General features: G+C 73.1%; 20 protein-coding genes. 19 read left to right on the top strand and 1 reads right to left on the bottom strand.

What is annotated here, in order from left to right; translation table 11 throughout:
- The first annotated feature begins 22 nt into the window (after positions 1 to 22).
- Positions 23 to 1,366, top strand: coding sequence for a replication-associated recombination protein A (locus PV789_RS20140; protein WP_274974068.1), 1,344 nt, complete (start codon positions 23 to 25; stop codon positions 1,364 to 1,366).
- Between the two features lie 105 nt (positions 1,367 to 1,471).
- Here PV789_RS20140 and PV789_RS20135 read toward each other — a convergent pair whose 3' ends face one another.
- On the bottom strand, positions 1,472 to 3,055 hold the full coding sequence (locus PV789_RS20135; protein WP_274974067.1) for a serine/threonine-protein kinase: 1,584 nt from the start codon (positions 3,053 to 3,055) through the stop codon (positions 1,472 to 1,474).
- Between the two features lie 384 nt (positions 3,056 to 3,439).
- Here PV789_RS20135 and PV789_RS20130 point away from each other — a divergent pair, with 384 nt between their 5' ends.
- The 18 genes from PV789_RS20130 to PV789_RS20045 all read left to right on the top strand — a co-directional run bounded on the left by PV789_RS20130 (position 3,440) and on the right by PV789_RS20045 (position 24,768).
- The gene (locus PV789_RS20130) at positions 3,440 to 3,832 is read left to right on the top strand and encodes a DUF948 domain-containing protein (protein ID WP_013154102.1); all 393 of its coding nucleotides are present in this window, start codon (positions 3,440 to 3,442) and stop codon (positions 3,830 to 3,832) included.
- Positions 3,829 to 4,107: a hypothetical protein gene (locus PV789_RS20125; RefSeq protein ID WP_274974066.1), complete on the top strand. Its 279-nt coding sequence runs from the start codon at positions 3,829 to 3,831 to the stop codon at positions 4,105 to 4,107. Before PV789_RS20130 ends, PV789_RS20125 begins: the two co-directional genes overlap by 4 nt.
- Before the next feature lie 259 nt (positions 4,108 to 4,366).
- Positions 4,367 to 7,033: an alanine--tRNA ligase gene (alaS, locus tag PV789_RS20120; RefSeq protein ID WP_274974065.1), complete on the top strand. Its 2,667-nt coding sequence runs from the start codon at positions 4,367 to 4,369 to the stop codon at positions 7,031 to 7,033.
- Positions 7,034 to 7,624: 591 nt separating this feature from the next.
- On the top strand, positions 7,625 to 8,110 hold the full coding sequence (gene ruvX, locus PV789_RS20115; protein ID WP_274974064.1) for a Holliday junction resolvase RuvX: 486 nt from the start codon (positions 7,625 to 7,627) through the stop codon (positions 8,108 to 8,110).
- The gene (gene mltG, locus PV789_RS20110; protein ID WP_274974063.1) at positions 8,110 to 10,617 is read left to right on the top strand and encodes an endolytic transglycosylase MltG; all 2,508 of its coding nucleotides are present in this window, start codon (positions 8,110 to 8,112) and stop codon (positions 10,615 to 10,617) included. The genes ruvX and mltG overlap by 1 nt, the downstream gene beginning before the upstream one ends.
- Positions 10,618 to 10,629: 12 nt before the next feature.
- Entirely contained in the window at positions 10,630 to 11,466 is an 837-nt protein-coding gene (locus tag PV789_RS20105; protein ID WP_274974062.1) for a shikimate dehydrogenase, read from the top strand.
- A 402-nt stretch (positions 11,467 to 11,868) separates the two neighbouring features.
- Entirely contained in the window at positions 11,869 to 12,453 is a 585-nt protein-coding gene (infC, locus tag PV789_RS20100) for a translation initiation factor IF-3 (RefSeq protein WP_082166842.1), read from the top strand.
- A gap of 180 nt (positions 12,454 to 12,633) precedes the next feature.
- Positions 12,634 to 12,828, top strand: coding sequence for a 50S ribosomal protein L35 (gene rpmI, locus PV789_RS20095; RefSeq protein ID WP_013154086.1), 195 nt, complete (start codon positions 12,634 to 12,636; stop codon positions 12,826 to 12,828).
- A 162-nt stretch (positions 12,829 to 12,990) separates the two neighbouring features.
- Entirely contained in the window at positions 12,991 to 13,362 is a 372-nt protein-coding gene (gene rplT / locus PV789_RS20090; protein ID WP_274974061.1) for a 50S ribosomal protein L20, read from the top strand.
- A gap of 10 nt (positions 13,363 to 13,372) precedes the next feature.
- The gene (locus PV789_RS20085; protein ID WP_212643557.1) at positions 13,373 to 14,224 is read left to right on the top strand and encodes a TrmH family RNA methyltransferase; all 852 of its coding nucleotides are present in this window, start codon (positions 13,373 to 13,375) and stop codon (positions 14,222 to 14,224) included.
- A gap of 536 nt (positions 14,225 to 14,760) precedes the next feature.
- A complete protein-coding gene (locus tag PV789_RS20080; RefSeq protein ID WP_274974060.1) occupies positions 14,761 to 15,984 on the top strand; it encodes a sensor histidine kinase in 1,224 nt (407 codons plus the stop codon).
- 186 nt (positions 15,985 to 16,170) lie between these two features.
- Positions 16,171 to 17,289, top strand: a complete 1,119-nt coding sequence (gene pheS / locus PV789_RS20075; protein WP_274974059.1) for a phenylalanine--tRNA ligase subunit alpha — start codon at positions 16,171 to 16,173, stop codon at positions 17,287 to 17,289.
- Positions 17,289 to 19,775, top strand: a complete 2,487-nt coding sequence (gene pheT, locus PV789_RS20070; protein ID WP_274974058.1) for a phenylalanine--tRNA ligase subunit beta — start codon at positions 17,289 to 17,291, stop codon at positions 19,773 to 19,775. The genes pheS and pheT overlap by 1 nt, the downstream gene beginning before the upstream one ends.
- 511 nt (positions 19,776 to 20,286) lie before the next feature.
- Positions 20,287 to 21,513 (top strand): aminotransferase family protein, encoded by a 1,227-nt coding sequence (locus tag PV789_RS20065; protein WP_248771304.1) that lies wholly within the window; start codon positions 20,287 to 20,289, stop codon positions 21,511 to 21,513.
- 246 nt (positions 21,514 to 21,759) lie between these two features.
- A complete protein-coding gene (locus tag PV789_RS20060) occupies positions 21,760 to 22,257 on the top strand; it encodes a MarR family winged helix-turn-helix transcriptional regulator (protein WP_274974057.1) in 498 nt (165 codons plus the stop codon).
- Positions 22,258 to 22,454: 197 nt separating this feature from the next.
- The gene (locus PV789_RS20055; RefSeq protein WP_274974056.1) at positions 22,455 to 23,876 is read left to right on the top strand and encodes an NAD(P)/FAD-dependent oxidoreductase; all 1,422 of its coding nucleotides are present in this window, start codon (positions 22,455 to 22,457) and stop codon (positions 23,874 to 23,876) included.
- 54 nt (positions 23,877 to 23,930) lie between these two features.
- Positions 23,931 to 24,425: a hypothetical protein gene (locus PV789_RS20050; protein ID WP_274974055.1), complete on the top strand. Its 495-nt coding sequence runs from the start codon at positions 23,931 to 23,933 to the stop codon at positions 24,423 to 24,425.
- Positions 24,415 to 24,768, top strand: coding sequence for a hypothetical protein (locus PV789_RS20045; protein ID WP_274974054.1), 354 nt, complete (start codon positions 24,415 to 24,417; stop codon positions 24,766 to 24,768). Before PV789_RS20050 ends, PV789_RS20045 begins: the two co-directional genes overlap by 11 nt.
- Positions 24,769 to 24,840 lie beyond the last annotated feature (72 nt).

Here is a 24,840-nt window from a genome sequence, read left to right as displayed (position 1 = left end):
CTCGGCGGCCTACCCTGGACAGGTGTCCGACACGCTCTTCGACGACGCCGGCGCGGAGGCCGCCAGGGGCCAGGAACCGCTCGCCGTGCGCATGCGCCCCCGCACCCTCGACGAGGTCGTGGGCCAGCGCCACCTGCTCGGGGAGGGCAGCCCGCTGCGCCGCCTGGTCGAGGACGACGCGCCCATGTCCGTGTTCCTGTGGGGCCCGCCCGGCACCGGCAAGACCACCCTGGCCACCGTGGTCAGCCGCGTCACCAAGCGCCGCTTCGTGGAGCTGTCCGCCGTCAACGCCGGGGTCAAGGACGTGCGCGCCGTCATCGACGACGCCCGGCGCCGCATGGGCATGCACGGCACCCGCACCCTGCTCTTCGTGGACGAGGTCCACCGCTTCAACAAGACCCAGCAGGACGCGCTGCTGCCCGCCGTGGAGAACCGCTGGGTCAGCTTCATCGGCGCCACCACCGAGAACCCCTTCTTCTCCGTGGTCAGCCCCCTGCTGTCGCGTTCGCTCCTGCTGTCCCTGGAGTCGCTGGAGGACGCCGACGTCCGCGCCCTGGTGGACCGGGCGCTGGCCGACGACCGCGGGCTGGACGGGCGCTACACGCTCTCCGACGAGGGCGCGGACCACCTCGTGCGCCTCGCGGGCGGCGACGGCCGCCGCTCCCTGACCTACCTGGAGGCCGCCGCGCTCGTCGCGGGCGCCCCCGGCGCGGAGCCGGTCACCATCACGGCCGAACACGTCGAACGCGCCGTGGACCGGCACGCCGTGCGCTACGACCGCTCCGGCGACCAGCACTACGACGTCGTCAGCGCCTTCATCAAGAGCATGCGAGGCTCCGACCCCGACGCCGCCCTGCACTACCTCGCCCGCATGATCGAGGCGGGTGAGGACCCCCGCTTCATCGCCCGCCGCGTGGTCGTGCACGCCAGCGAGGACGTCGGCATGGCCGACCCCACCGCCCTGCAGACCGCAGTGGCCGCCGCCCAGGCCGTGGAGCTCATCGGCATGCCCGAGGCCCGCATCAACCTCGCCCAGGCCGTCATCCACATCAGCCTGGCCCCCAAGTCCAACGCGGTCGTCTCGGCCATCGACGCCGCCGCGGCCGACGTGCGCGCGGGCCTGGCCGGACCCGTCCCCGCCCACCTGCGCGACGGCCACTACCGGGGCGCCGCCGAACTCGGCCACGGCAAGGGCTACCGCTACGCCCACGACTTCCCCGGCGGCGTCGCCCCCCAGCGGCACGCCCCCGACGGGCTCGCCGACCGCGAGTACTACCGGCCTACCCAGCACGGCGCCGAACGGCGCTTCGGCGAGGTCCTCCAGCGCATCAAGGAGGTCCTGCGGGGCGGCGGCCAGCGCGGCTGAACGCCGGGGAGCGGCCCGCGGTAGCGGCGCGCGTGCGGCGGACGGCGCCCGGCCGCCGCACGCGCCCGGGAGGGGAATCAGGGGCGGGCGCCCGCGCCGCGGAGGTCAGTCGGTGAACAGCTCCGTCACCCGCACGATCTCGCGGGGCCCCTCGCCCCCCTCCCCGGCGGGTTCGGCGAAGGTCACCTCCACGACGACCACCGGGCCCCACGACAGGTAGTCGACGAAGTCGCTCCCGGTCAGCTCCCAGGTGCCGCGGCCCTCCTCGTCGATGAACAGGTGCTCGGGCGCGGCGCAGAACTTGGCGCAGAGCACCTCGGCGTCGGGGGCGACCACGGCCTCGCCCGGCTCCCCGGCCACGTCCCACTGCTCAGCCCAGGCCGCGTGGCTGGGGATGCCCCGGCCGCGGACCGGCTCGTCCTCGCGGTCGACGGGGGTGTAGACCCACGGACCCGTCTCGGGGGACTCCTGCTCGGCGGGGTCGAACCGCACCACCAGGGTCAGCGGGTCCTCCTCGGCGACGGGGCTCGGCGACGCGGACCCCCCACCGTCGGCGCCCGCGACCAGGGCGTCCCCCTGCTCGGGGGCCAGCAGCCGCGAGACGCCCCACACGCCGCCGCCGACCAGTGTCAGCGCGAGCACCGCGCTCGCGGCCAGGAACACGGCCCGTGCGGGGCGCCGGTTGGACATGCGCCCCTCCAGCCGGATCACCTCGGGCACCCGCGCGGGGGGCTCCACGGCGTGCCACTCGCGCTCCAGGATGCGCGCCAGCTCGTCGCGGTCCGGTGCGGCGGACGCGCCTCCGGCGGGGGAGGCCCCGCCGCCCTCCGCGGCGTTCTGCGCCTGCCACACCGCGATGACCGCGCCGATCACCTCGCGCAGGCTGGGGCGGCCGTCCGGGTCGGGGTCCAGGGAACGCCCGACCACCGGCTGCAGCCCCTTGGCCAGACCGGTCAGGTCGAAGGAGCCCCGCGCGGCGCGCTCGGCGATCTCCTCGGGCTCCCCGGGACCGAAGGGCAGGCGCCCGGTCCCGGCGAAGGCGACCACGGCGCCCCAGGCGAACACGTCGGCGGCGGGCGTGGCCGTCCCGCCTCGGAAGCGCTCGGGGCTCAGCCAGGTCGCCCCCGACCCGCGCATGCGCTCGGGGGAGGCCACGACCGCGCACTCCATGATGTGCGGGCCGTGCGACTCCAGCAGGATCTCGCTGGGGCGCAGCGACCCGTGCGCCACGCCGCGCGCGTGCAGCGCGGACAGCCCCTCGGCCAGGCCGGTGGCCAGCGCGATGAGCTTGCCGGTGCCCAGCCCGCCGCGCTTGGTGACGAAGTGGGACAGCCGCTCGCCCGCCATGTAGGGCATGGACAGCCACGGGGGGTTGGCGTCGCTGTCGAAGGCCAGGGGGACGACCACGCGCGCGGAGTCGACGTTGGACAGGGCCCGCAACCGCCGCTCCAGCGCGGGGTAGGCGTCAGCGGACTCCAGTTCGGCGGATGTGAGGACCTTCACTGCCACCAGGCGGTCGCCCGCGCTCGCGGAGGCGGTGTCCACGGCCGCGTAGACGGTGCCGCTGCCCCCCTGTCCCAGCCGTCCGAGGACGAGGTAGGGACCGATCCGCGACGGGTCGTCCGGATAGAGGGGGGCCAGGTCCGGCGGTACCAGTACGGAGATCTCTCGGGGAGAACGAGGGCTCATGAGCGTCCTGTCGATGCTTCTGGGGCCGAGGGGCGGCTGAGTGTCCGCACATCGTAGTCAGCTTTTCGGAAGGACCGGGCTTGCGGCCGATTGTCCCCCAGGACGGGCGCGGCGTCGATCCCCGCGGCCCGGAGCGGACGTCCCGCGAAGGGTTCGGACGCGCCGTGGCGCCCTCGCCCGCCCGGAGGCGGGACGCGATAGGGTCGGCCGAAACCGGCCCGTCCCGCGCGGACCAAAGGGGAGGATCCGCCGAGCCGAGGAACGCCCGTCCGCGGCGCCCGGCCCGGCGCGGTCGCCGGCGTCCCCCGGCCCCCGGTCCCGGCGCGTGCCCGAGGGGCCGCCGCACACCCTCGAAGTCACCCTCTATCTGCCCACGGAGCCCGCATGCTTACCGGAGGAGAGGTCGCCGCGCTCGTCGCCGCGGTGGTCTGGGCGGTGCTGGCCACGTTCATGTGCGTGGCGCTCGTCAAGCTCATCAAGCTCATCAACGAGGCGACCAAGGTCGTGTCGGAACTGGGGGACCGCACCCCGCCCCTGCTGGACGACGTCGCGTCCACGGTGGAGCGCACCAACACCTCGCTGGAACGGGTCGAGGAGATCACCGCCAACGTGCAGGCCAGTTCCGAGGACGTCTCCACGATGACCGCGCTGACCCGCTCGGTGCTCACCGGCCCGCTGGTGAAGGCGGCCTCGCTGTCCTACGGGGTGCGCCGCGTCCTCGGCCAGCGCAGGGCCCTGGCGGTCGTGCGCACCCGCCGGAGGAAGGCGAACCGGTGATCGGCAGACTGTTCTACCTCGCCGCGGGGGCCGCCCTCGGCGGCTACGCGGTCCACCGCGTCCACCGCGCCCGGCGCTCCCTCACCCCGGGCGGTATCGCCGAGCGGGTGGAGGGCCAGGTCAGCGAGTACCGGGGCGCCCTGCGCGAACTCAACGAGGACCTCGCCGACGCCGTGCGCGAGCAGGAGGAGGAACTCCTGCGCCGGTACGCCCCGCGGAAGGAGCGCCGGCCCCTGCCCGGGGCCGACGACCGCGGGCTGCCCGGGGCCCGCTAGCCCGCCCCGCGCGGCCGCCGCTGCGCCGCGAGCGCCTGTGGACGACGGGGCCCGGCGGTGGTCGGCGGCGATAGCCTGGGAACAACCGGACCGCCGCCGTTGTCCTGATCAGGACGGCCCCGGCGGCCACCCGCAAACCACGCGCGCCGGTAGCGCGGTTCCCTCTACGATGGGCGCCTACCGACCACGCGTGACCACGGTCCCGGCAGGGACAGCCACGTCGCCCAGGGCGGCGGAGCCGAGCAGCAGGAGGGCATCAATGGAGACGGCAGAGATCGCGCGCCGCTTCCTCAGTTTCTTCGAGAAGAACGGACACACCGTCGTGCCCTCGGCAAGCCTCATCGCCGAGGACCCCACGCTGCTGCTGGTGCCCGCAGGCATGGTTCCGTTCAAGCCCTACTTCCTGGGTCAGCGCACGCCCCCCCACGACACCGCCACCAGCGTGCAGAAGTGCATCCGCACCAAGGACATCGAGGAGGTCGGCAAGACCTCCCGGCACGCCACGTTCTTCCAGATGCTGGGCAACTTCTCCTTCGGCGACTACTTCAAGGAGCGGGCGATCCCGCTGGCCTGGGAGCTGGTCACCACGCCCGTGGAGGAGGGCGGCTTCGGCATCGACCCCGAGAAGCTGTGGGTCACCGTCTACCTCGACGACGACGAGGCCGAGGCGATCTGGCGCGACAAGGTGGGCGTGCGGCCCGAGCGCATCCAGCGCATGGGCAAGGAGGAGAACTACTGGGACATGGGCGTGCCCGGTCCCTGCGGCCCCTGCTCCGAGATCTTCTACGACCGCGGTCCCGAGTACGGCGTCGACGGCGGCCCCGAGGCCGACGAGGACCGCTACATCGAGATCTGGAACCTCGTCTTCATGCAGTACGAGCGGGGTGAGGGCAGCGGCAAGGAGTACCCCATCCTCGGGGAGCTGCCCAAGAAGAACATCGACACCGGCCTGGGCCTGGAGCGCCTCGCGGCGGTCCTGCAGGGCGTCGACAACATCTACGAGACCGACATCATCGGCCGCGTCCTGCACCGCGCCGCCGAGCTCACCGGCACCCGCTACGGCGACGGCCAGGAGCAGGACGTCATGCTCCGCGTGGTCGCCGACCACGTGCGCAGCGCCGTCATGCTCGTCGGCGACGGCGTGCGGCCCGGCAACGAGAAGGCCGGGTACGTCCTGCGCCGCATCCTGCGCCGCTCCATCCGCAACCTGCGCCTGCTCTCGGGCACCGACACCGCCTTCATGCACGAGCTGACCGAGGTCAGCATCGACGCGATGAAGGACATCTACCCCGACCTGCTGGACCGGGCCGACGTCATCCACGGTGTGATCGACACCGAGGAGCGCAACTTCGCCGAGACCCTGCGCGCGGGCACCGCGCTGTTCGGCCGCGCCGCCGAGCGCACGCGCGCCGGGGGCGGCACCGTCTTCTCCGGGTCGGACGCCTTCCAGCTCCACGACACCTACGGCTTCCCCATCGACCTCACCCTGGAGATGGCGGCCGAGCAGGGCCTGTCCGTGGACGAGTCCTCCTTCCGCGAGCTCATGCAGCGCCAGAAGGACACCGCCAAGGCCGACGCCAGGTCCAAGAAGCTCGGCAACGCCGACATCTCCCTGTACGCGCGGATGCTGGAGGGCGCGGGGGAGACCGACTTCCTCGGCTACACCGAGTCCGAGAGCGAGTCGCGCGTCAAGGGCATCGTCGTGGACGGCGTCTCGGCGCCCGCGGCCCGCGCGGGGGACAAGGTCGAGATCGTCCTGGACAGCACTCCGTTCTACGCCGAGAGCGGCGGCCAGCTCGCCGACACCGGCACGCTGACCGTGGACGGCCGCGGCGTGGTGGACGTGGAGGACGTGCAGAAGCCCCTGCCCGGCCTGTTCGTGCACCGCGGCACCGTCCGCTCCGGGGAGGTCGTCCTGGACGACACCGTGCACGCGGGCATCGACACCGGCCGCCGCCACGCCATCGAGCGCTCGCACTCGGCGACCCACCTCATCCACTCGGCGCTGCGCAACGCGCTGGGCCCGTCCGCCGGCCAGGCCGGTTCGGAGAACCGCCCCGGCCAGCTGCGTTTCGACTTCACCGCCGACAGCGCGCTGGGCGGCGAGCGCCTGGCCGAGGTCGAGGAGGAGGTCAACACCGTCCTGGCGGGCGACATCCCGGTCCAGACCGAGGAGAAGAGCCTGGACGAGGCGCTGAAGATGGGCGCCATGGCCATGTTCGGCGAGAAGTACGGCGACCGCGTACGCGTCGTGGAGATGAGCGACTACTCCGTCGAGCTGTGCGGCGGGACCCACGTGCCCTCCACCGCGAGGCTGGGCATCGTCAAGCTGCTCGGCGAGTCCTCCATCGGCTCGGGCGTGCGCCGCGTGGAGGCGGCGGTGGGCGTGGACGCCTTCCGGCGCCTGTCCAAGGAGTCGACCCTGGTCGGGCAGCTGTCCGAGCAGCTCAAGACCCCGCGCGAGGAACTGCCCGAGCGCATCGACTCCATGGTCTCCCGGCTGCGCGCCGCCGAGCGGGAGATCGAGAAGCTGCGCGCCGCCCAGGTGCTCCAGGCGGCCGGTTCGATCGCTGAGGGCGCCCGCCGCCACGGCTCCGCGCTGGTCGTGGCCGCCCCGGCGCCGGAGGGCGCCGGCGGCGACGACCTGCGCAAGCTGGTGCTGGACGTGCGCGACCGCCTCGGCGAGGACGAGCCCGCGGTCGTGGCGATGACCGCCGTGCCCAAGGACCGTCCGGTCGTGGTGATCGCGACCAACAAGGCCGCGCAGAAGGCCGGGATCAAGGCGGGCGAGCTGGTGGGCATCGCGGCCCGCGCGCTCGGCGGCGGTGGCGGCGGCAAGCCCGACATCGCCCAGGGCGGCGGAAGCGACCCCGGCAAGGTGGACGAGGCCCTGCGCGCCGTGGAGGAGCGCGTCGCCCGGGGGTAGACCGACGGTTTCGGCGGGCGTGTGCGGCACCTGTGCCGCGCACGCCCGACGCGTGTGCGCGGGCGTGACGAGGACCACCGGACCCGGCCGTTTCCCCGGGCGCGCCAGCCCAACCCCGCATGGACACGAAATGAATATGTAACATAACCAAGAGTGATCATGTGGAGGATTCCACGGCGCTCGGGCACGCTGGTCCCCACGGGGTCCGGACCCGCCGCCACCTGCGGGGGAACCGCCCCGGGCCCGGTTCCCGGGCACCGCGGCGGCGTTCGCGCGCGCAGCGGCGGCTCCCGGGTGTTTTACACTCTGACGGAGCGCGTCCGACCCGGACCCCGCCGGAACCGCCCCATACGAGGCGGCCGACGCGGCCCGCGGCCCCGCACGGCGCCCAACACCGTTGAGGCTGCGTGCTGTCATCGAATCGGGCATACTGTGGCGCGTCACAGCCGATCACACGGCTGTCTGTGCGGAGATTCCCGCGATCCAGCTGACGAACAGGACCACCGTGTTGAGGATTTCCCAGCCGCGGTGCCGTGTCCGCAACGGCACGGCCCGCCCGAGCACCGCTTCCGGTTCCGGGAAGAGGTCCTCGTGAGGCACGGTGTGCGCCTGGCCGTAGACCCCGGCAACGCACGCATCGGAGTCGCCGCGAGCGACCCCGGCGGCATGCTCGCCAGCCCGGTCGAGACCGTCCGGAGGGGAAAGGGCGACACACAGCGCATCGCCCTGCTGGTCCTGGAAAGGCAGGCACGGGAGGTCGTGGTGGGCTACCCCGCCTCGCTGTCGGGGGAGGAGGGCCCGGCGGCCCGCTCCGCGAGGGAGTTCGCGCGCACGCTCGCCGCTCTCCTGCACCCCGTCCCCGTCCGTCTGGTCGACGAACGCCTCACCACGGTGACCGCCCAGAGCCAGCTGCTCTCCGGCGCCTCCTTCGCCGCCAAGGGAGCCAGGGGCGGTCGGGCCCGCAGGTCGGTCATCGACCAGGCCGCCGCCACCGTGCTCCTCCAGAGCGCCTTGGACCAGGAACGGTCAACAGGCCATCCCCCGGGCGAGATCGTCCGCTCCAGCCAGGGAGAATGATGAACGACAGGGATGACTACCCCGACACTCCCTATCGTGGGCGAGCCGACCGCGAGCGCGGTTACGACCACGACCCGCTCAGCGGCCCCCCGCCCGCGCAGCCGCCCTCGCGCGGCCGCAGGGCGCGCCCCGAACCGGCGGACTGGAACGAGGACTCCGGCACGGGTGAGTTCCGCCCGTCCCGGAACGCCTCCCGCGGCGGCGGGTACGACTCGTTGAGTCCCGAAGGACAGCCCTCCGGGCGCCGCCACCGCGCCGAGCCGCCCGCGGAAGACCCTGCCAGCCCCTCGGGCCCCGCCCGGCGCGGCGGCGCGGCCGACGCCCTGCGCGGCGGACGCGCCGCCCGCTCCAGCGCCCCCCGCCGTCAGGCCCAGGAGGCGCCCCGGTCCCAGGAACCCGCGCCGCCCCGCTCCCAGGGCCCCGCGCGCCCGCGTGAGACCGGTCCGGCGGGCGACCCGACCCAGGACGCCCTGGCCGCCCTGGCCAACCTGGGCGAGGCCGCCGCACCCGCCCGGCCCGCGCAGGGCCCCGCGGCCGCGTCCTCCGGGGAGGACGAGCCGCCCCGTCGCGGCCGCCGCGCCCGCCCCGAACCCGAACCCGAACCCCAGCCCGAGGAGCCCCGCCGCGGCGGCGGGCGCCGCAGGCGCGGCGCCCCGGCCGACGAGGCCCCCGCCGCGGCTCCGCCCCCCGAGGAGGAGCCCCGCGGCCGTCGCGCGCGCCGCAGGCGCGGCCGACGCGACGACGAGCCCACGGGGGGCTTCCTGGACGACGCCCCCGAGGACAGCGGCGCCTTCGACTCCGGGACCTTCCCCGGCGTCAGCGGCTCCGCCGACACCGGCGCGTTCGCCGCGGTCGAGGAGGAGCCCCGCGGCCGCCGCAGCCGCCGCGCGCGCGCCGACCGCGACGCGTGGGACGAGCGTTCCGACGCCCCCGCCGACAGCGGCGCCTTCCCCGGCACCGACGCCTTCGCCGCGTCCCCGGAGCCCGACTCCGGCGCGTTCGAGGCCCAGGACTTCGACGAGGAGCCGCAGGAGGACCCCGAGCCGCGTTCGCGCCGCTCCCGCCGCAGGCAGGCGGAGGAGGACCGGGGAGGCCGCCGCCGCGGCGGCGGGCGCCGCAGGCGCGGCGCCCCCGTGGAGGACGAGGCCCCCCGGGAGGACGAGGAGCCCGAGGAGGAGCCCGCCGAGTCCTTCGCCGAGGAGGCCTCCGAGGAGGAGCCCGAACCCCGTCCCCGCCGCTCCCGCCGCGCGTCCGCGGCCGACGACGGCGGTCGGCGCGGAGGCCGCCGCAGGCGCGGCCGCCGCGAGGAGCCGGAGGAGGAGCCCGAGGAGGAGGACGAGTACGAGGAGCCCAACCTCGCCGACATCGCCGAGGCCTACGGGGGCGGCCGCAGCAGCCGCAAGAAGGCCAAGGAGCTCAAGAGGGCCCGCGCCAACGCGGGCAAGGGCGGCAAGAAGCGCCGCCGCAGGAGCCGGGCCCTGACGATCGTGCTCGCCCTGGTCCTGCTCCTGGTCGTGGCGGGCGGCGGCTACGCCGTCATCCGCACCTACGTCCTGCCCGCCGACTTCGACGGCCAGGGCAGCGGCGAGACCGTGTTCGTCATCGAGCAGGGCGACGCGGGCTCGGTCGTGGGCGAGAACCTCGCCGACGCCGGGGTCGTGGCCAGTCCCCGGGCGTTCCTCAACGCGCTGGACGCCGTCCCCGAGGAGGAGCTCGGCTCCGGGCTGGCCCCCGGCACCTACTCCCTGGCCCAGGGCATGAGCGGCGAGGCCGCCGTGGCCGCCCTGCTCGACCCGGCCAGCCGTGTCGGCGGGCGCGTCACCATCCCCGAGGGTCTGCGCACCGACGGCATCTTCGAGAGGATCTCCGAGGCCACCGACCTGAGTGTGGAGGAACTGGACGCGGCCTACGCCCAGACGGACGAACTCGGCCTGCCCGACTACGCCACCGAGGGGCCCGAGGGCTACCTGTTCCCGTCCACCTACCGGTTCGACCCGGGCTCCGACGCGCTCTCGGTGCTCAAGACGATGGTCACCCAGCACAACCAGGTCGCCGAGGAGATCGACCTGGAGGGCAGGTCCGAGGCGCTGGGCTACGACGCCAACGAGGTCATGGCGATCGCGGCCATCGTCCAGGCCGAGACCGGCACCAAGGAGGACATGCCCCTCATCTCCGCGGTCGTGCACAACCGCCTGGAGGAGGGCATGCAGCTCCAGATGGACAGCACGTGCTTCTACGTCCTGGGCGAGGAGGGCACCTTCCTCGACAACGAGCAGCGCGCCTCCTGCGAGGCCGACCCGCGCGGCTACAGCACCTACGGCATGACCGGACTGCCCGCCGGGCCGTTCGTGGCCCCCGGGGTGGACGCCATCGAGGCGGCCCTGGCACCGGCCGACGAGGACTACCTCTACTTCGCGCTCGTCGACCCCGAGAACGGCCACACCGGCTTCTCCACCACCCTGGAGGAGCACAACCAGATGGTGGCCGAGAACCAGGCCGAATGGTAGGGGGACGCTGACATGGGACCGGTGCGCGCCGCCGTCCTGGGCTCGCCGGTGGCCCACTCGCTCTCACCGGTGCTGCACACCGCCGCCTACGCGGCGATGGGCCTGGACGAGTGGTCCTACGGCCTGCACGAGTGCGGTGAGGAGGAGCTCGCGCCCTTCCTCGCCGGACTCGGCGGGGAGTGGGCCGGGCTGTCCCTGACCATGCCGCTCAAGCGCCGCGCCCTGGAACTGGCCGGCACCGTCTCCGACCTGGCCCTCCAGGCGGGCGGCGCCAACACCCTGGTCCGCCGCGGGCGGGAGTGGCACGCCCACAACACCGATGTCGCCGGGATCACCGCGGCCCTGGCCGAGGCCGGGGCCGACGCCCCCCGCAGCGCGGTCGTCCTGGGGGCCGGGGCCACGGCGGCCTCCGCCCTCGTCGCGCTGCGCCAGCTCGGCCTGACCGCGCCCGTCACCGTGCTGGCCCGCGATCCGGCCAGGGCCGGACAGGTGGCCGCCGCGGCCCGCCGCACGGGCCACCCGCTGGAGGTGGCCCCGCTCGCCGAGGTGCACGAGCACCTGGACGTGGACCTGGTCGTGTCCTCCCTGCCCTCGGGCGCGGCGGACCTCCACGCCGACCTGCTCGCCGCCTCGCGCGCCGACCTGTTCGACGTCGTCTACTCGCCCTGGCCCACCCGCGCCGCGGCGGCCGTCGCCGCGCGCGGCGGCCGTGTGGTCGGCGGCTTCCCCATGCTCCTGCACCAGGCCGTCGAGCAGGTCCGCCTGATGACCGGCGCCGGCGAGGTGCCCGTGGAGGCCATGCGCGCGGCCGGTGAGGCCGAGCTGGCCCGCCGCTCCGTCTCCGCCTGAGCGCTGTCGGGGGAGGGTGACCGCCCGGGTGGGACGAACCGGCTCCGGGCACTGGTACGATGAGGTATCGACTTGGTCCGGTGTGTCCCACACCGGAGCCGCAAGCGGAGATGATCCTCCCACCTGCCGGGTACCGCCCGCGCGGGTTCCGGCCCGGCGATCGATCGCGCCGCGTTCTGTCGACCGAGCACCCGTGTCCGGGGTGCCCGGTCCGCGCGCGCGACCTCGCTGGGAATAACCGGTCGGATCACCCCGCTTGCAAACGCTGGCGGGGTTTTCGCTGTATGCGGACCCCGACGCGACCGGCGGCCCGACGGACGAGGGCGGCCCGGTCCACACGGCCGTCCACCACCAGGCGGGCGACCGGTCCCAGGTAATCCGACATAGCTAGGGAGGGGTCTCATCAGCGCCGAGCCCCGCATCAATGACCGCATCCGGGTTCCCGAGGTCCGTCTCGTCGGACCCAACGGCGAGCAGGTCGGCATCGTCTCCGTGCAGGACGCCCTGCGTCTGGCCCAGGAGGCCGACCTCGACCTCGTCGAGGTCGCACCGACCGCGCGTCCGCCGGTCGCCAAGCTGATGGACTACGGCAAGTTCAAGTACGAGTCCGCGGTCAAGGCCCGCGAGTCGCGCAAGAACCAGTCGAACACGATCATCAAGGAGATCAAGCTCCGCCCGAAGATCGACCCGCACGACTACGAGACCAAGAAGGGTCACGTGGTGCGGTTCCTCAAGAGCGGGGACAAGGTCAAGGTGACGATCATGTTCCGCGGCCGTGAGCAGTCCCGGCCCGAGCTGGGCCGCCGACTGCTGGCGCGCCTGGCCGAGGACGTCCAGGACCTTGGCACCGTGGAGTCGCAGCCCAAGCAGGACGGTCGCAACATGGTCATGGTGATCGGCCCGCACAAGCGGCGGTCCGAGCACAAGGCCGAGGCCCGTGCGGCGGCGGGGGACAAGTCCCGCCGCGAGCAGAGCACGGACGCCTAGCGACGGGAATTCCCCCACCGCCCGGTCGCCGACAGGGACCGGGTGGTGGGAAGGGTTGCGCGCGTACGGCCCGGGTGCGGTGCACCGGCGCGCGGTGTCCCCGACACAGCAGCGGAAGAACCGTGTCCTCCGCCCCCTGGGGGCGGGTGGCACTCCGACGGAGTAGGAGACGACGGCGACATGCCGAAGAACAAGACCCACAGTGGGGCCAAGGACCGCTTCAAGGTCACCGGCTCCGGCAAGATCATGCGCCGCCGTGCCAACAAGAACCACATCCTTGAGCACAAGACCTCCAAGCGCAAGCGCAAGCTGGGCAACGAGGCCGTGCTCTCCCCCGCGGACGCCAAGAACATGCGCAAGCTGCTCGGCAAGTAGTCCCGGGCCCCTCACCTCCGCGGAAGCGCCCGCCCGCCGGCCACGGCCGGTGCGGTGACGGCCCCCGGGAGGGAACCACCGAAGCAACACGGCCGCCGGGTTCGACGCAGCCGGGCCGGTCGGCGCGCCGCGCGCGCCGGAAGAGACAACTAGGGAGTTCCAGTGGCACGCGTGAAGCGGGCTCTCAACGCCAAGAAGAAGCGCAAGGTCGTCCTCGACCGGGCCAGCGGCTACCGCGGGCAGCGCTCGCGCCTGTACCGCAAGGCCAAGGAGCAGATGCTCCACTCGATGACCTACTCCTACCGGGACCGCAAGGACCGCAAGGGGCAGTTCCGTCGCCTGTGGATCCAGCGCATCAACGCCGCCGCCCGCGCCCAGGGTCTGACCTACAACCGCTTCATGCAGGGTCTGAAGCTGGCCGGCATCGAGGTCGACCGCCGTATGCTCGCCGAGCTGGCGGTCAACGACGGGGCCGCCTTCGCCAGCCTGGTGGAGACGGCCAAGAAGGCCCTCCCCGCCGAGGCCGCGGCCTAGGCGAGCGGTGATGGCGAGCCACGAGTTCACGAGCATCCGCTCACCCAGGATCAAGGGGGTTCGGCGGCTCGCCAAGCGCACCTTCCGCCAACGCGAGCGGCGCTTCCTCGCCGAGGGCCCGCAGGCTGTGCGCGAGGCCCTGGCCGCCGCGGTCGACGGTGCCCAGGGGCGGTCCCCCCACGGAGGGGCCGCCCCCGGCGTGGTCGAGGTCTACGCCACCGCGGAGGCCATGCAGCGCCACATCGACCTGGTGGACGCCGCCCGCGCGGTGGACGTGCCCACCCACAGGGTCAGCCTGGACGTGATGTCGGAGCTGGCCCAGACGGTCACCCCGCAGGGGGTCATCGCCGTCTGCGAGTTCGTCGACGTCCCGCTGGAGCGTGTCGGCGACGTCCGCCTCGCGGCCGTGCTCTCCCACGTCCGTGACCCGGGCAACGCCGGCACGGTGCTGCGCACCGCCGACGCGGCCGGCGCCGACGTCGTCATCTTCACCGACGCCTCCGTCGACCCCTACAACGGCAAGTGCGTGCGGGCCTCCGCCGGAAGCCTGTTCCACCTGCCCGTGGTCGTTGGCGTCCCCGTGGCCCGCGCCGTCGACTTCCTGCGCGGCGTGGGCGCGCGGGTGTGGGCCGCGGACGGCAGCGGTCGGCGCGACCTGCACGCCGTCGCCGACAGCGGCGACCTGGACGGCCCGGTCGGCTGGGTGTTCGGCAACGAGGCCTGGGGACTGCCCGAGGAGACCGTCGCCCTGACCGACGGCGCGGTCAGCGTCCCGATCTACGGCGGGGCCGAAAGCCTGAATCTGGCCACGGCCGCCGCGGTCTGCCTCTACACCACCGCGCGGCAGCAGCGGCGTTCCTGAGCCGGAGCGGACGGGTTCGGATCGGCCCAGCTCACGACACCGGTGGTTACCGTGCGTGATGGAGCGGCTGCGTTCGCGCCGCTCCCGCGCGCGGGTCCCGCCATCGGCGCCCGTGCGGATTCCGGGTACCGCGTTCGTCCGAAGTGCACGTGCACCGGCACCGCGTGCCTATAGGGTCGGGGCCTGGGGATCGCGGAGGGTCCATGCGCGTCGCGCGTAGGGCCCGACCGGCCTACCCGTGTCGCGGGTGCGACGCCGTGTCCTTCCTGTCCCACCCGGCAGGCTTGACGACATGGTGTGAGCACGCGCCGCGCGCCGGGGCCCGTGATCCCCGTTCCCGGGAGGCGGGTCGTCCGAAGGGGGCTTGTACGCTCGTCTGTCGTCGGGCGCCCGGTCCCGGGCCGCGAGGCGTACCAGGTGGAAGTGCAGGGTAGACAACCTGCGGTGGTGTCCACGGGCGTTGCGGGCACGACCGGTCAGCGGTCCTCGGCCCAGGAGCCTGTGGTCGTGGACCTTCAAGGGGAGCGGGGAGAGGCGTGGGCAGCGGCCGGCAGGTGGACCACCCGGCGGAGGACTCGGGCAGCGGGACCGCTCACTCCCCGGACGACCCCGGGCACGGAGCCGGACCGGTCGCGGGCGTCTCCGCCGAGAACGCTCCCGGACCCCGTACGGGCGATCGCGTCCCCGCGGCCCTGTGGGAGGTGGACGGCGGCTCGCCCGCCGGACCGGGCGGCACCCCGCTGCACGCCGACGACCTGCCCGACGGCGTCGTGGTGGCCGACTCCCGTGGACGCGTCGTGCTCTTCAACACCCAGGCGGCCCACGTCCTGGGCGTCCCCGCCGAGTCCGCCCTGGGCCGCGACTACCGCGCCGTCCTGCCCCTCGTGGGCATCGACGGCAACGACTGGTGGCAGGCCAGCGACCCCTACGGCGGCGCGCGCGACCGCGTCCGCCAGGCCGAGCGCGCCCTCCTGCTGCCCGATGACCGCGAGGTGCTCGTCGCCGCGCGCTACGTGCGCGCCCGCCCCGGGGGAGAGCTCGTCCGCCTGGTCGTCACCCTCCGGGACGCCTCCGCGCACGCCGAGCGCTCCCGCGCCGACCTGGTCTCCGAGGTCGCCCACGAGCTGCGTTCGCCCCTGACCAGCGTCAAGGGCTTCACCTCCACCCTGCTCGCCAAGTGGGAACGGCTCACCGACAAGCAGAAGCTGTTCATGCTGGAGACGGTCAACGCCGACGCCGACCGCGTCACCCGCCTCATCCACGATCTGCTCGACGTCTCCCGCATAGAGTCGGGCCGGTTGGAGGTGCGCCGCCAGGTGGTGGACCTGCCCGACGCCGTGCGCCGGGTCGTGGCCGGCCGCGTCGCCTCCGGGGAGCCAGAGGAGCGCTTCCGGGTCGAGACCCGCGGGGAGCTGCCGCGCATGTGGCTCGACGCCGACAAGATCGAGCAGATCCTGTCCAACCTCGTGGAAAACGGGGTGCGGCACGGCGCTGGTACTGTCAGTGTGGTGATCGAGCCCTGCGAGGGAGGAACAGCGGTGTCGGTGCGCGACGAGGGCCAGGGCATAGCGCCCGAGACCATTCCGCGCGTCTTCCGCCAGTTCTGGCGCAGCAAGCGCCGGGGCGGGACCGGCCTCGGACTGTTCATCGTCAAGGGCCTCGTCGAGGCCCACGGCGGCACGATCACCGTCGGACGCGCCCCCAGCGGCGGCGCGGAGTTCCGATTTACCATGCCCGCCGGGGCACCCGAGTTCGTCTGAGGCACTCAGACCCTCCAGCCTCCCCGGTGGGCGCAACGGCGTGCCCCGGGCTCCGCGACACACGTCCTCTGCCGGGCACGCCCGAAATCCGCCTGTGCTCTTCCTGTCGGCTTCGTCCGCCCCGCCGCGGACCGTGACTGCCGCCCGTCCTCCAAGCCGGGGACGTCGGCGGCGAGGCAACCAACCATGTCTGCACCGAACAATTCCTTCGACCCCGTCGAGGTGACCTCCCTGCACCCCGACGAGGTCGCCCGCATGCGCGAGGAGGCGCTGGCCGCCGTCGAGGCCGCCGCCGACCTCGCCGAACTCAAGGAGGTCCGGCTCGCGCAAGCCTCGGACCGCTCTCCGCTGGCCCTGGCCAACCGGGAGATCGGCGCCCTTCCCCCCGCGGCCAAGGCCGACGCGGGCAAGCGCGTGGGCGGCGCCCGCCGTGACGTCGGCCAGGCCCTCAAGGCCCGCCAGGCCGTCCTGGAGGCCGAGCGCGACGAGCGCGTGCTCATCGAGGAGCGCGTCGACGTCACCCTGCCCTGGGACCGGGCGCCGCGCGGCTCCCGCCACCCGCTGACCACCGTCGCCGAGCGCGTGGCCGACATCTTCGTCGGCATGGGCTTCGAGATCGCCGAGGGCCCCGAGGTCGAGGCCGAGTGGTTCAACTTCGACGCCCTCAACTTCAAGCCCGACCACCCCGCCCGCACCATGCAGGACACCTTCTTCGTGCAGGGCCCCTACGGGGGCGAGTCCGGCCTGGTCATGCGCACCCACACCTCGCCGGTGCAGATCCGCGCCCTGCTCTCGCGGGAGCTGCCGGTGTACGTGGTCGCGCCCGGCAAGACCTTCCGCACCGACGAGCTCGACGCCACCCACAGCCCCGTCTTCCACCAGCTTGAGGGCCTGGTCGTGGACCGGGGCGTCACCCTGGCCCACCTGCGCGGGGCCATCGACGCCTACGTCGAGGGCGTGTTCGGCGAGGGACTGCGCACGCGCTTCCGCGCCTCCTACTTCCCCTTCACCGAGCCCTCCGCCGAGGTCGACATGGAGTGCTTCGTGTGCCGGGGTGCCTCCGTGGGCAACCCGGACGCGCCCTGCCGCACCTGCTCCAGCGAGGGCTGGATCGAGATCGGCGGCTGCGGCGTGGTCAACCCCCGCGTGCTCACCGCCGCGGGCGTGGACCCCGAGGTCTACACGGGCTGGGCCTTCGGCCTGGGAATCGAACGGACACTGATGTTCGCGCACGGGGTGCGCGACATGCACGACATGGTCGAGGGCGACATCCGCTTCACCTCGGCGTTCGGGAGTGAGAACTGATGCGCGTCCCCCTGAGCTGGCTGCGGGAGTACGTCGACCTCCCGGTCGGCACCACCGCCCGCGAACTCGCCGGCCGCCTCACGCTGGCGGGCCTGGAGGTCGAGACCGTCGACGAGCTCGGCTCCGACGTCACCGGCCCCATCGTGTACGGCCGCGTGCTGGAGATCGAGGAGCTGACCGGGTTCAAGAAGCCCATCCGCTACTGCCGGGTGGACGTGGGCGGGGCCAACGGCACCGGTGAGCCGCAGGAGATCGTCTGCGGCGCCCGCAACTTCTCCGAGGGCGACCTGGTCGTGGTCTGCCTGCCCGGCGCCGAACTGCCCGGCGGCTTCCGGATCGGCGCCCGCAAGACCTACGGCCGGATGTCGGCCGGCATGATCTGCTCGGCCAGCGAGCTGGGCCTGTGGGAGGACCACAGCGGCATCATCGTGCTGCCCGAGGGATTCGGCGCGGTGGGCGAGGACGCCATCGGGCCGCTCGGCCTGCGCGAGGACGTGCTGGACATCGCCGTCACGCCCGACCGCGGCTACGCGCTGTCCCTGCGCGGCGTGGCCCGCGACGCCGCCGCGCTGTACGGGGTCGACTTCCACGACCCGGCCGACGTCGCCGTCGCCGAGTCCGGCGGCGAGGGCCACCCCGCCGAGATCGACCCGGCTCTGTGCGACCGCTACGTCCTGCGCGGCGCCACCGGGTTCGACCCCGACGCGCCCAGCCCGCTGTGGATGAAGCGCCGCCTGCACCAGTGCGGTGTGCGTCCCATCTCCCTGGCCGTCGACGTCACCAACTACGTGATGCTCGAACTCGGCCAGCCGCTGCACGCCTGGGACCGCGCCCGGCTGCGGGGCGCCCTGCGGGTGCGCGCCGCCGAGGCGGGGGAGAAGCTGGAGACCCTGGACCACGTCCAGCGCTCCCTGGACACCGACGACATCGTCATCGCCGACGACAGCGGCCCGGTCAACATCGCCGGGGTCATGGGCGGCCTGACCACGGAGATCTCCCTGACCAGCACCGAGGTGCTGGTCGAGGCCGCGCACTTCGACGCCATGCACATCGCCCGCGCCTCGCGGCGCCACCAGCTGTCCTCTGAGTCCTCCCGCCGCTTCGAGCGGGGCGTGGACTCGGCCGTGCAGCTGGCCGCCGCCACCCGCGCGGTCGAGCTGCTCGCGGAGCTGGGCGGGGCCGCCGTCGAGACCGCCTACACCCACCTGGACCGCACCGCAGCGCGCGAGCCGATCACGGTGCGGGCATCCCACGCGGGCGCCGTCGCCGGGGTGGACTACCCCGAGGGCACCACGCGGCGCTGGCTGCGCGCCGTCGGCTGCGAGGTGGAGGCCGACGGGGACCTCCTGAAGGTCGTTCCGCCCAGCTGGCGACCCGACATCACCGACCCCAACGACCTCGCCGAGGAGGTCATCCGCTTCGAGGGCTACGAGAACATCCCCTCGATCCGCCCGCGCGCCTCGGGTCGAGGCCTGACCGCGAGCCAGCGCCTGCGCCGCGCGGTCGGCCGCACCCTGGCCGGGACCGGCTTCCACGAGGTGCTGAACTACCCCTTCGTCGGCGAGCGCGACCTCGACGGCCTCCAGCTGGCGGCCGACGACGACCGCCGCGCCGCCCTGCGCCTGGCCAACCCGCTCAACGAGGGCGAGCCGCTGCTGCGCACCACGCTGCTGCCGGGCCTGTTCAAGGCGCTGGCCCGCAACGCGGGCCGGGGGTTCACCGACGCGGCCCTGTACGAGACGGGCCTGGTCTACCGGCCCAGGCCCGGCGCCCCCCGCGCGCCCATGCTCGCCGTGGACCGCGGGCCCGACGCCGAGGAGCTGGCCCGGATCGAGGCCGCCCTGCCGGACCAGCCGCGCAGGGTGGGCGCGGTGATCTCCGGCCACGCCGAACGCGCCGGATGGTGGGGCCCGGGCCGGGAGGCCGGCTGGGCCGACGCGATCCAGACCGCGCGCGACGTCGCCCGCGTCGCCGGGGTCGAACTGGAGGTCGAGGCCGACCAGCACGCCCCGTGGCACCCGGGCCGCTGCGCCGCGCTGTACGTGCGCGTGGACGGCGAGCGCCTGCTCGTGGGCCACGCCGGAGAGCTGCACCCGCGCACCGTCCAGGCGTTCGGGCTGCCCGAGCGCACGGCCGCGGTGGAGGTCGAACTCGACCGGATCGAGCGGGCCCGCACCCCGGTCACCGCGCCGGAGATCTCCACGTACCCGGTGGCCACGCAGGACGTGGCCCTGGTCGTGGACTCCTCGGTTCCGGTCGGGCGGGTCAGCGACGCGCTGGCCGAGGGCGCCGGCGAACTGCTGGAGAGCGTGCGCCTGTTCGACGTCTACACCGGCGACCAGGTCGGCGAGGGCAGCAAGTCGGTGGCCTTCGCCCTGCGTTTCCGGGCCGCCGACCGGACGCTGACGGCGGAGGAGGCCGGAGCGGCGCGCGACGCGGCCGTCGCCCTGGCGACCGAGCGCACGGGGGCCGTCCTGCGCGGCTGACGCGGAGAACCGTTCCGCGCGGCCGAGCCGCGCGTGTTTGGGCCGGGGCGGGGCCGGTCACTTGCCGAGTACGGGGGTGACCGGCCCCGCCCGCGTGTGTACGCGGGACCGCGCGCCGCGTGTGGCGCGGAGGCCGCACACCGTCACGCCACGCCAGACGTGTCGGTGAAAGCTCCGTCGTCGGGCCCGGATCCCAGATTGTTTTTCGGCGAGTTCTTCCAGCCCAGCAAGGGTTTTGGTGCCGACCCCCGAGGGTAACCGGCATGAAGTTTGTGTTTCGGGGCATGGATCTTCGTTTTGGCTCTTGCTGTGAGGCGGGTCGCACGCTTAGCCTGCAAGCACCTGCCACCAACGGGCGCCCGTGTGCAGGCTGGATCAACCTGAGTTTTCCACTGCGCTCTCGCGCATGACACGGCTCGGAGGTCGCCATATGACCGAAACGGTTGTCTCGTCCGCACTCGCTCCCACGCAACAGCGGGAGCCCAGTCGCCTCTGGCACACCTTCTGCGATATGAACACGGTGGTCAGGGGTCCGGAGTTCATGGTGGCCCGCGCCGAGGGCGTATGGCTCTGGGACAGCTCCGGCGACCGCTACCTGGACGGTACGGCCAGCCTCTGGTACTGCAACGTCGGCCACGGCCGTACCGAGATCGCGGACGCGGTCCACCGCCAGATCAGCACCCTGGACGCCTACACGGTCTACGGGGACTTCGCCAACGGGCCCGCGGTGGAACTGTGCGAGCGCCTGGCCTCGCACGCCCCGGTGGCCGACCCGCGGGTGATCCTGACCTGTGGGGGAGGGGAGTCCATCGACACGGCCGCCAAGCTGGCGCGGCGGTACTGGGCGGTGACCGGCCAGCCCGCGCGCACCCACCTGATCAGCCGGACCGGCGGTTACCACGGTCTGCACGGGTTCGGCACGAGCATCTCGGGCATGGACCGGTTCCGCAGCGGCTACGGCAGGCTGGTCGAGGACACCTCCGTGGTGCCCCACGACTCGGCCGAGGCCCTGGAGGCGGAGATCCTCAGGGTCGGCCCCGAGCGGGTCGCCGCCTTCTTCGCCGAGCCGGTGGTCGGCGCGGGCGGGGTCTTCCTTCCGGAGGAGAACTACTTCGCCGAGGTGTCGCGGATCTGCCACAAGTACGGCGTGCTGTTCGTCGTGGACAGCGTCATCTGCGGTTTCGCCCGGATGGGGAACTGGTTCGGCATCGAGCGCTTCGGTGTCGACCCGGACATGATCGTCTTCGCCAAGGGCGTCTCCAGCGGGTACCTGCCGCTGGGCGGCGTCGTGGTCAGCGGACGCGTGGCCGACCCCTTCTACAACGGCGAGGGCAATCCGTTCCTGCACGGGACCACCTACGCCGGGCACCCGACGGCGTGTGCGGCGGCGATGGCCAACCTGGACATCCTGGAGCGCGAGGACCTGTTCACGGTGTCGCTGGAGATCGAGCGCCAGCTGGACGGCGCCCTGCGCGGTCTGGCCGACCACCCGATGGTGGCCGAGGTCCGCTCTGGCCTGGGCGTCATGGGCGCGGTGGAGCTCACCGAGGAGGCGCTGAGCGGCCGGGGGATCACCACCCAGGAGGTGTTCGCCGAGGCGCGGGCACGCGGCGTGATCGTACGGCCGATTCCCACGGCGCTGCTCGTCTCTCCGCCGCTCATCATCACCTGGGAGCAGATCGACCACATGGTGTCCACCCTGGCGGCCGCGCTGGACGCGGTCGCGGCCCGGCACTGACCACGGGGCCCCGCCGTGTCCCCGGCGGGGCCCCGTGGAGGAAACCTCCTCCCGCGACCGCCCTCCTCCGACCGCCTCCCACAGCCGCCTTCCCGACCCGGTGCGTGACTCCGCGCGCCGGGTGTGACGTGTTCGGGACAAATCCACTGGGCGAAACGTCCCGCGTCGAGTAAAATTTACTGGGAAGATATTTCTTGTGGGTGGGATGCGCGTCGGCGTCCGCCCGGGCAGGGACAGGGAGCGGACATGACCACAGAGCCGATCGAGGCCGCGGGCAGAGCGAGCGGGGCGGGCGACGCGACCAGCGACGACGACCTCATCACCGCGTGGGGGCTGGTCCACGAGGCCATGAACGTCGTCCAGCCCAAGCTCCTGGGCGGAATCACCCCGGACGGCAAGGACATGGCCGGGCCGTGGTTCGAGGTGCTCATACGTCTCCAGCGCACGCCCGGCCACCGGCTGCCCATGAGCCGCCTGGCCCGTGAGGTCAGCCTGAGCACGGGCGGGTTCACCAAGCTCGCGGACCGCCTGGAGCGCGAGGGCTACCTGGAACGGGAGAACTGCGCCTCGGACCGCCGGGTCGTCTACGCCGTCCTCACCGACAGGGGCCTGGACTTCATCGGTCAGGCCCGCACCAGACACGTCGAGCGGCTGCGCGAACACGTCCTGGGCCCGCTCGGCGAGGACGGGGTGCGCCGGCTCGCCGCCATCGCGCGTACGCTCCGTGACAGCTCCTGTTGCTGACGGCGCGTTCGGGTCGGAACTCTCGGTAGCCGAAACCGCGCTCCGCCGGTGTGCCACCGGCCCCGAAGGCGGGGGAGGAGATCCCACCGGCCGCCGTTCCCGTGTAGGTTGGCGGGAGTTCGTGGGTCCCGCGGGGTGGACCGTGAGCGCACAGTTTTTCGGGGGGAATCATGGGACTGTTCACCACTGCAGCGCAGATGAGAGCGATTCCACGGTCCTCGCGCTTCGCCAACGGAGGCGTCTCCTTCTGGTTCCGCGAGACCGGGCTCCCGGAGCGCCGCGCACCCCTGCCCGGCACCGCCGACTACGACGTCTGCGTGGTCGGAGCCGGGTACACGGGCCTGTGGACCGCCTACTACCTCAAGAAGGAGCAGCCGGACCTGCGCGTGGCGGTGGTCGAACGCGAGTTCGCCGGTTTCGGCGCCTCGGGCCGCAACGGAGGGTGGCTGTCCGCGGAGTTCGCGGGCTCCCGCGAGCGTTACGCGCAGTCACACGGCAAGGCCGCGATGGTCGCCCTGCAGCGGGCGATGATGGACACCGTCACCGAGGTGGTCGCGGTCGCCGAGGCCGAGGGCGTCGACGCCGACGTCGTCCGCGGCGGCATGCGCCTGGTGGCCACCAACGCCGCCCAGCGCCAGCGCCTGGCCGAGGACATCGAGTACCTCCAGGAGTGGGGCTACTGGCCCGACGACATCCACCTGCTCGACGGCGAGCGCGAGCCCCGGCTGTCGGTGTCGGGGGCCGTGGCCTGCGCCTACTCCCCGCACGCCGCCCGCGTGCAGCCCGCCAAGCTGGTCACGGGGCTGGCCCGGGTGGTGGAGGACCTGGGCGTGGCCGTCTTCGAGGGCACCGAGGTGGAGGAGATCCGCCCCCGCCGGGGCGCGGCCCGCCCGGCGGTCGTCACCGCGCACGGCACCGTCTACGCCGACCACGTCGTGCGCGCCACCGAGGGCTTCACCTCCACCCTGCGCGGCCAGCGCCGCGACTGGCAGCCGGTGAACTCCTCGATGATCGTCACCGAGCCCGTTCCCGCCGAACTGTGGGAGAAGATCGGCTGGGAGGGCCGGGAGCTGCTGGGTGACACCGCCCACTCCCACGTCTACGCCCAGCGCACGGCCGACGACCGCATCGCGATCGGCGGGCGCGGCGTCCCGCACCGTTTCGGCTCGGCCCAGGAGGAGGAGGGCGCCACCCAGCCGCAGGCCATCGCCGAACTGTGGCGGGCGCTCACCCGCATGTTCCCCGACGTGGCCGACGTGCCGGTGGAGCACGCCTGGTCCGGTGTGCTGGGGGTACCGCGCGACTGGCGCCCCACCGTGCACCTGGACACCGAGACCGGCCTGGGCTGGGCGGGCGGCTACGCGGGCAGCGGTGTGGCCGCCAGCAACCTGGCCGGGCGCACCCTGCGCGACCTGGTCCTGCGCCGCGAGACCGACCTGACCCGCCTGCCGTGGGTGGGCCACCGCGACCGCGGCTGGGAGCCCGAGCCGCTGCGCTGGGTGGGCACGCAGGTCATCCACGGGCTGTACCGGAGCGCCGACCGCCGCGAGTCGCGGACCGAGGACAAGGCGCACACCTCGCGCCTGGCCGGGATCGCCACCCGCATCTCGGGCCGCTGACGCGTTCTGCGGATTCTCCTGTCAGCGTGTGACATTTGAAGTACATTCAATGTCATGACCATGATTCCTGAGGTGCCCTTCTCCGAGCTCATCAACAGACCCAAGGCGACCACGGCCAAGCTCGCCGAGTCCCGTGCGCATGAGCTGCGCCTGCGCCGGAGGGATGACGTGGACCTCGTGCTGCGCGACGCCGACGCTGATCGCGAGCACAACGCGCTGGTGAACGCTGCGGTGCGCTTTCTGCGTGCCTTGATCTCGGGTGGTGAGGAGAAACGCCGCATGGCGCTCGAAGTAGCTCCTGAGGTGTTCCCGTGGATGAGATTTCTGCCGGAGCAGGATGCCGAGATGTTTCTCGCCGAGCTCGCCGAACTGCTGCACGCCATCGAGGAGTTGGACACCAACGCCCCGGTGCTGACGCTGGTGACCCAGTGGAAGCACACCGCTGAGGTCTACGCGGACCCCGAGACGCTGGAAGCACTGACGCGTGAGCGTGATCCTGACGCCGACTTCGGGCCGGTTTCGCCTCCAGGGGGGTGGGATGAGTTCTAAGCGCGGAGCCCGGGCCGCACCCCCTCCAAAGAAGGGCGAATACGAGATCCGCTTCCAGAACACGGAGGCGGCCAAGGGCTGGGACGAACTCTGCAACCAGGTGCCGGGCAACACGTATGACGCCTGGTCCATCATGCGCAGTCACCCTCAGGAGACCCGCAACCCGGACCGGCACCATCAGATGAAGGGCACCCTCTCGACGGAACTCTTCAGAGGCGAACCGGTTGCGCGCTGGCAGATCGAAGTAACGGCTGCTGGACGTATCTGGTTCTTCGTCGATGAGGAGCGCCGGACGGTGTGGATCGAACGCGCCAGTCCGCGCCATCCCAAGCGCACCGAGTAGTCGGGCGGTCCCCTGGCGAGACTCCGCACACACTGGGCGGGAATCTGGTTGCATACATTTGCATGTGAGTGC

This window comes from Nocardiopsis camelliae (genome assembly GCF_028993595.1).
Classification (GTDB): Bacteria; Actinomycetota; Actinomycetes; order Streptosporangiales; family Streptosporangiaceae; genus Nocardiopsis; species Nocardiopsis dassonvillei.
The sequence above is the reverse complement of the archived record's forward strand: the minus strand, read 5'-3'. Positions and strand labels throughout refer to the sequence as shown.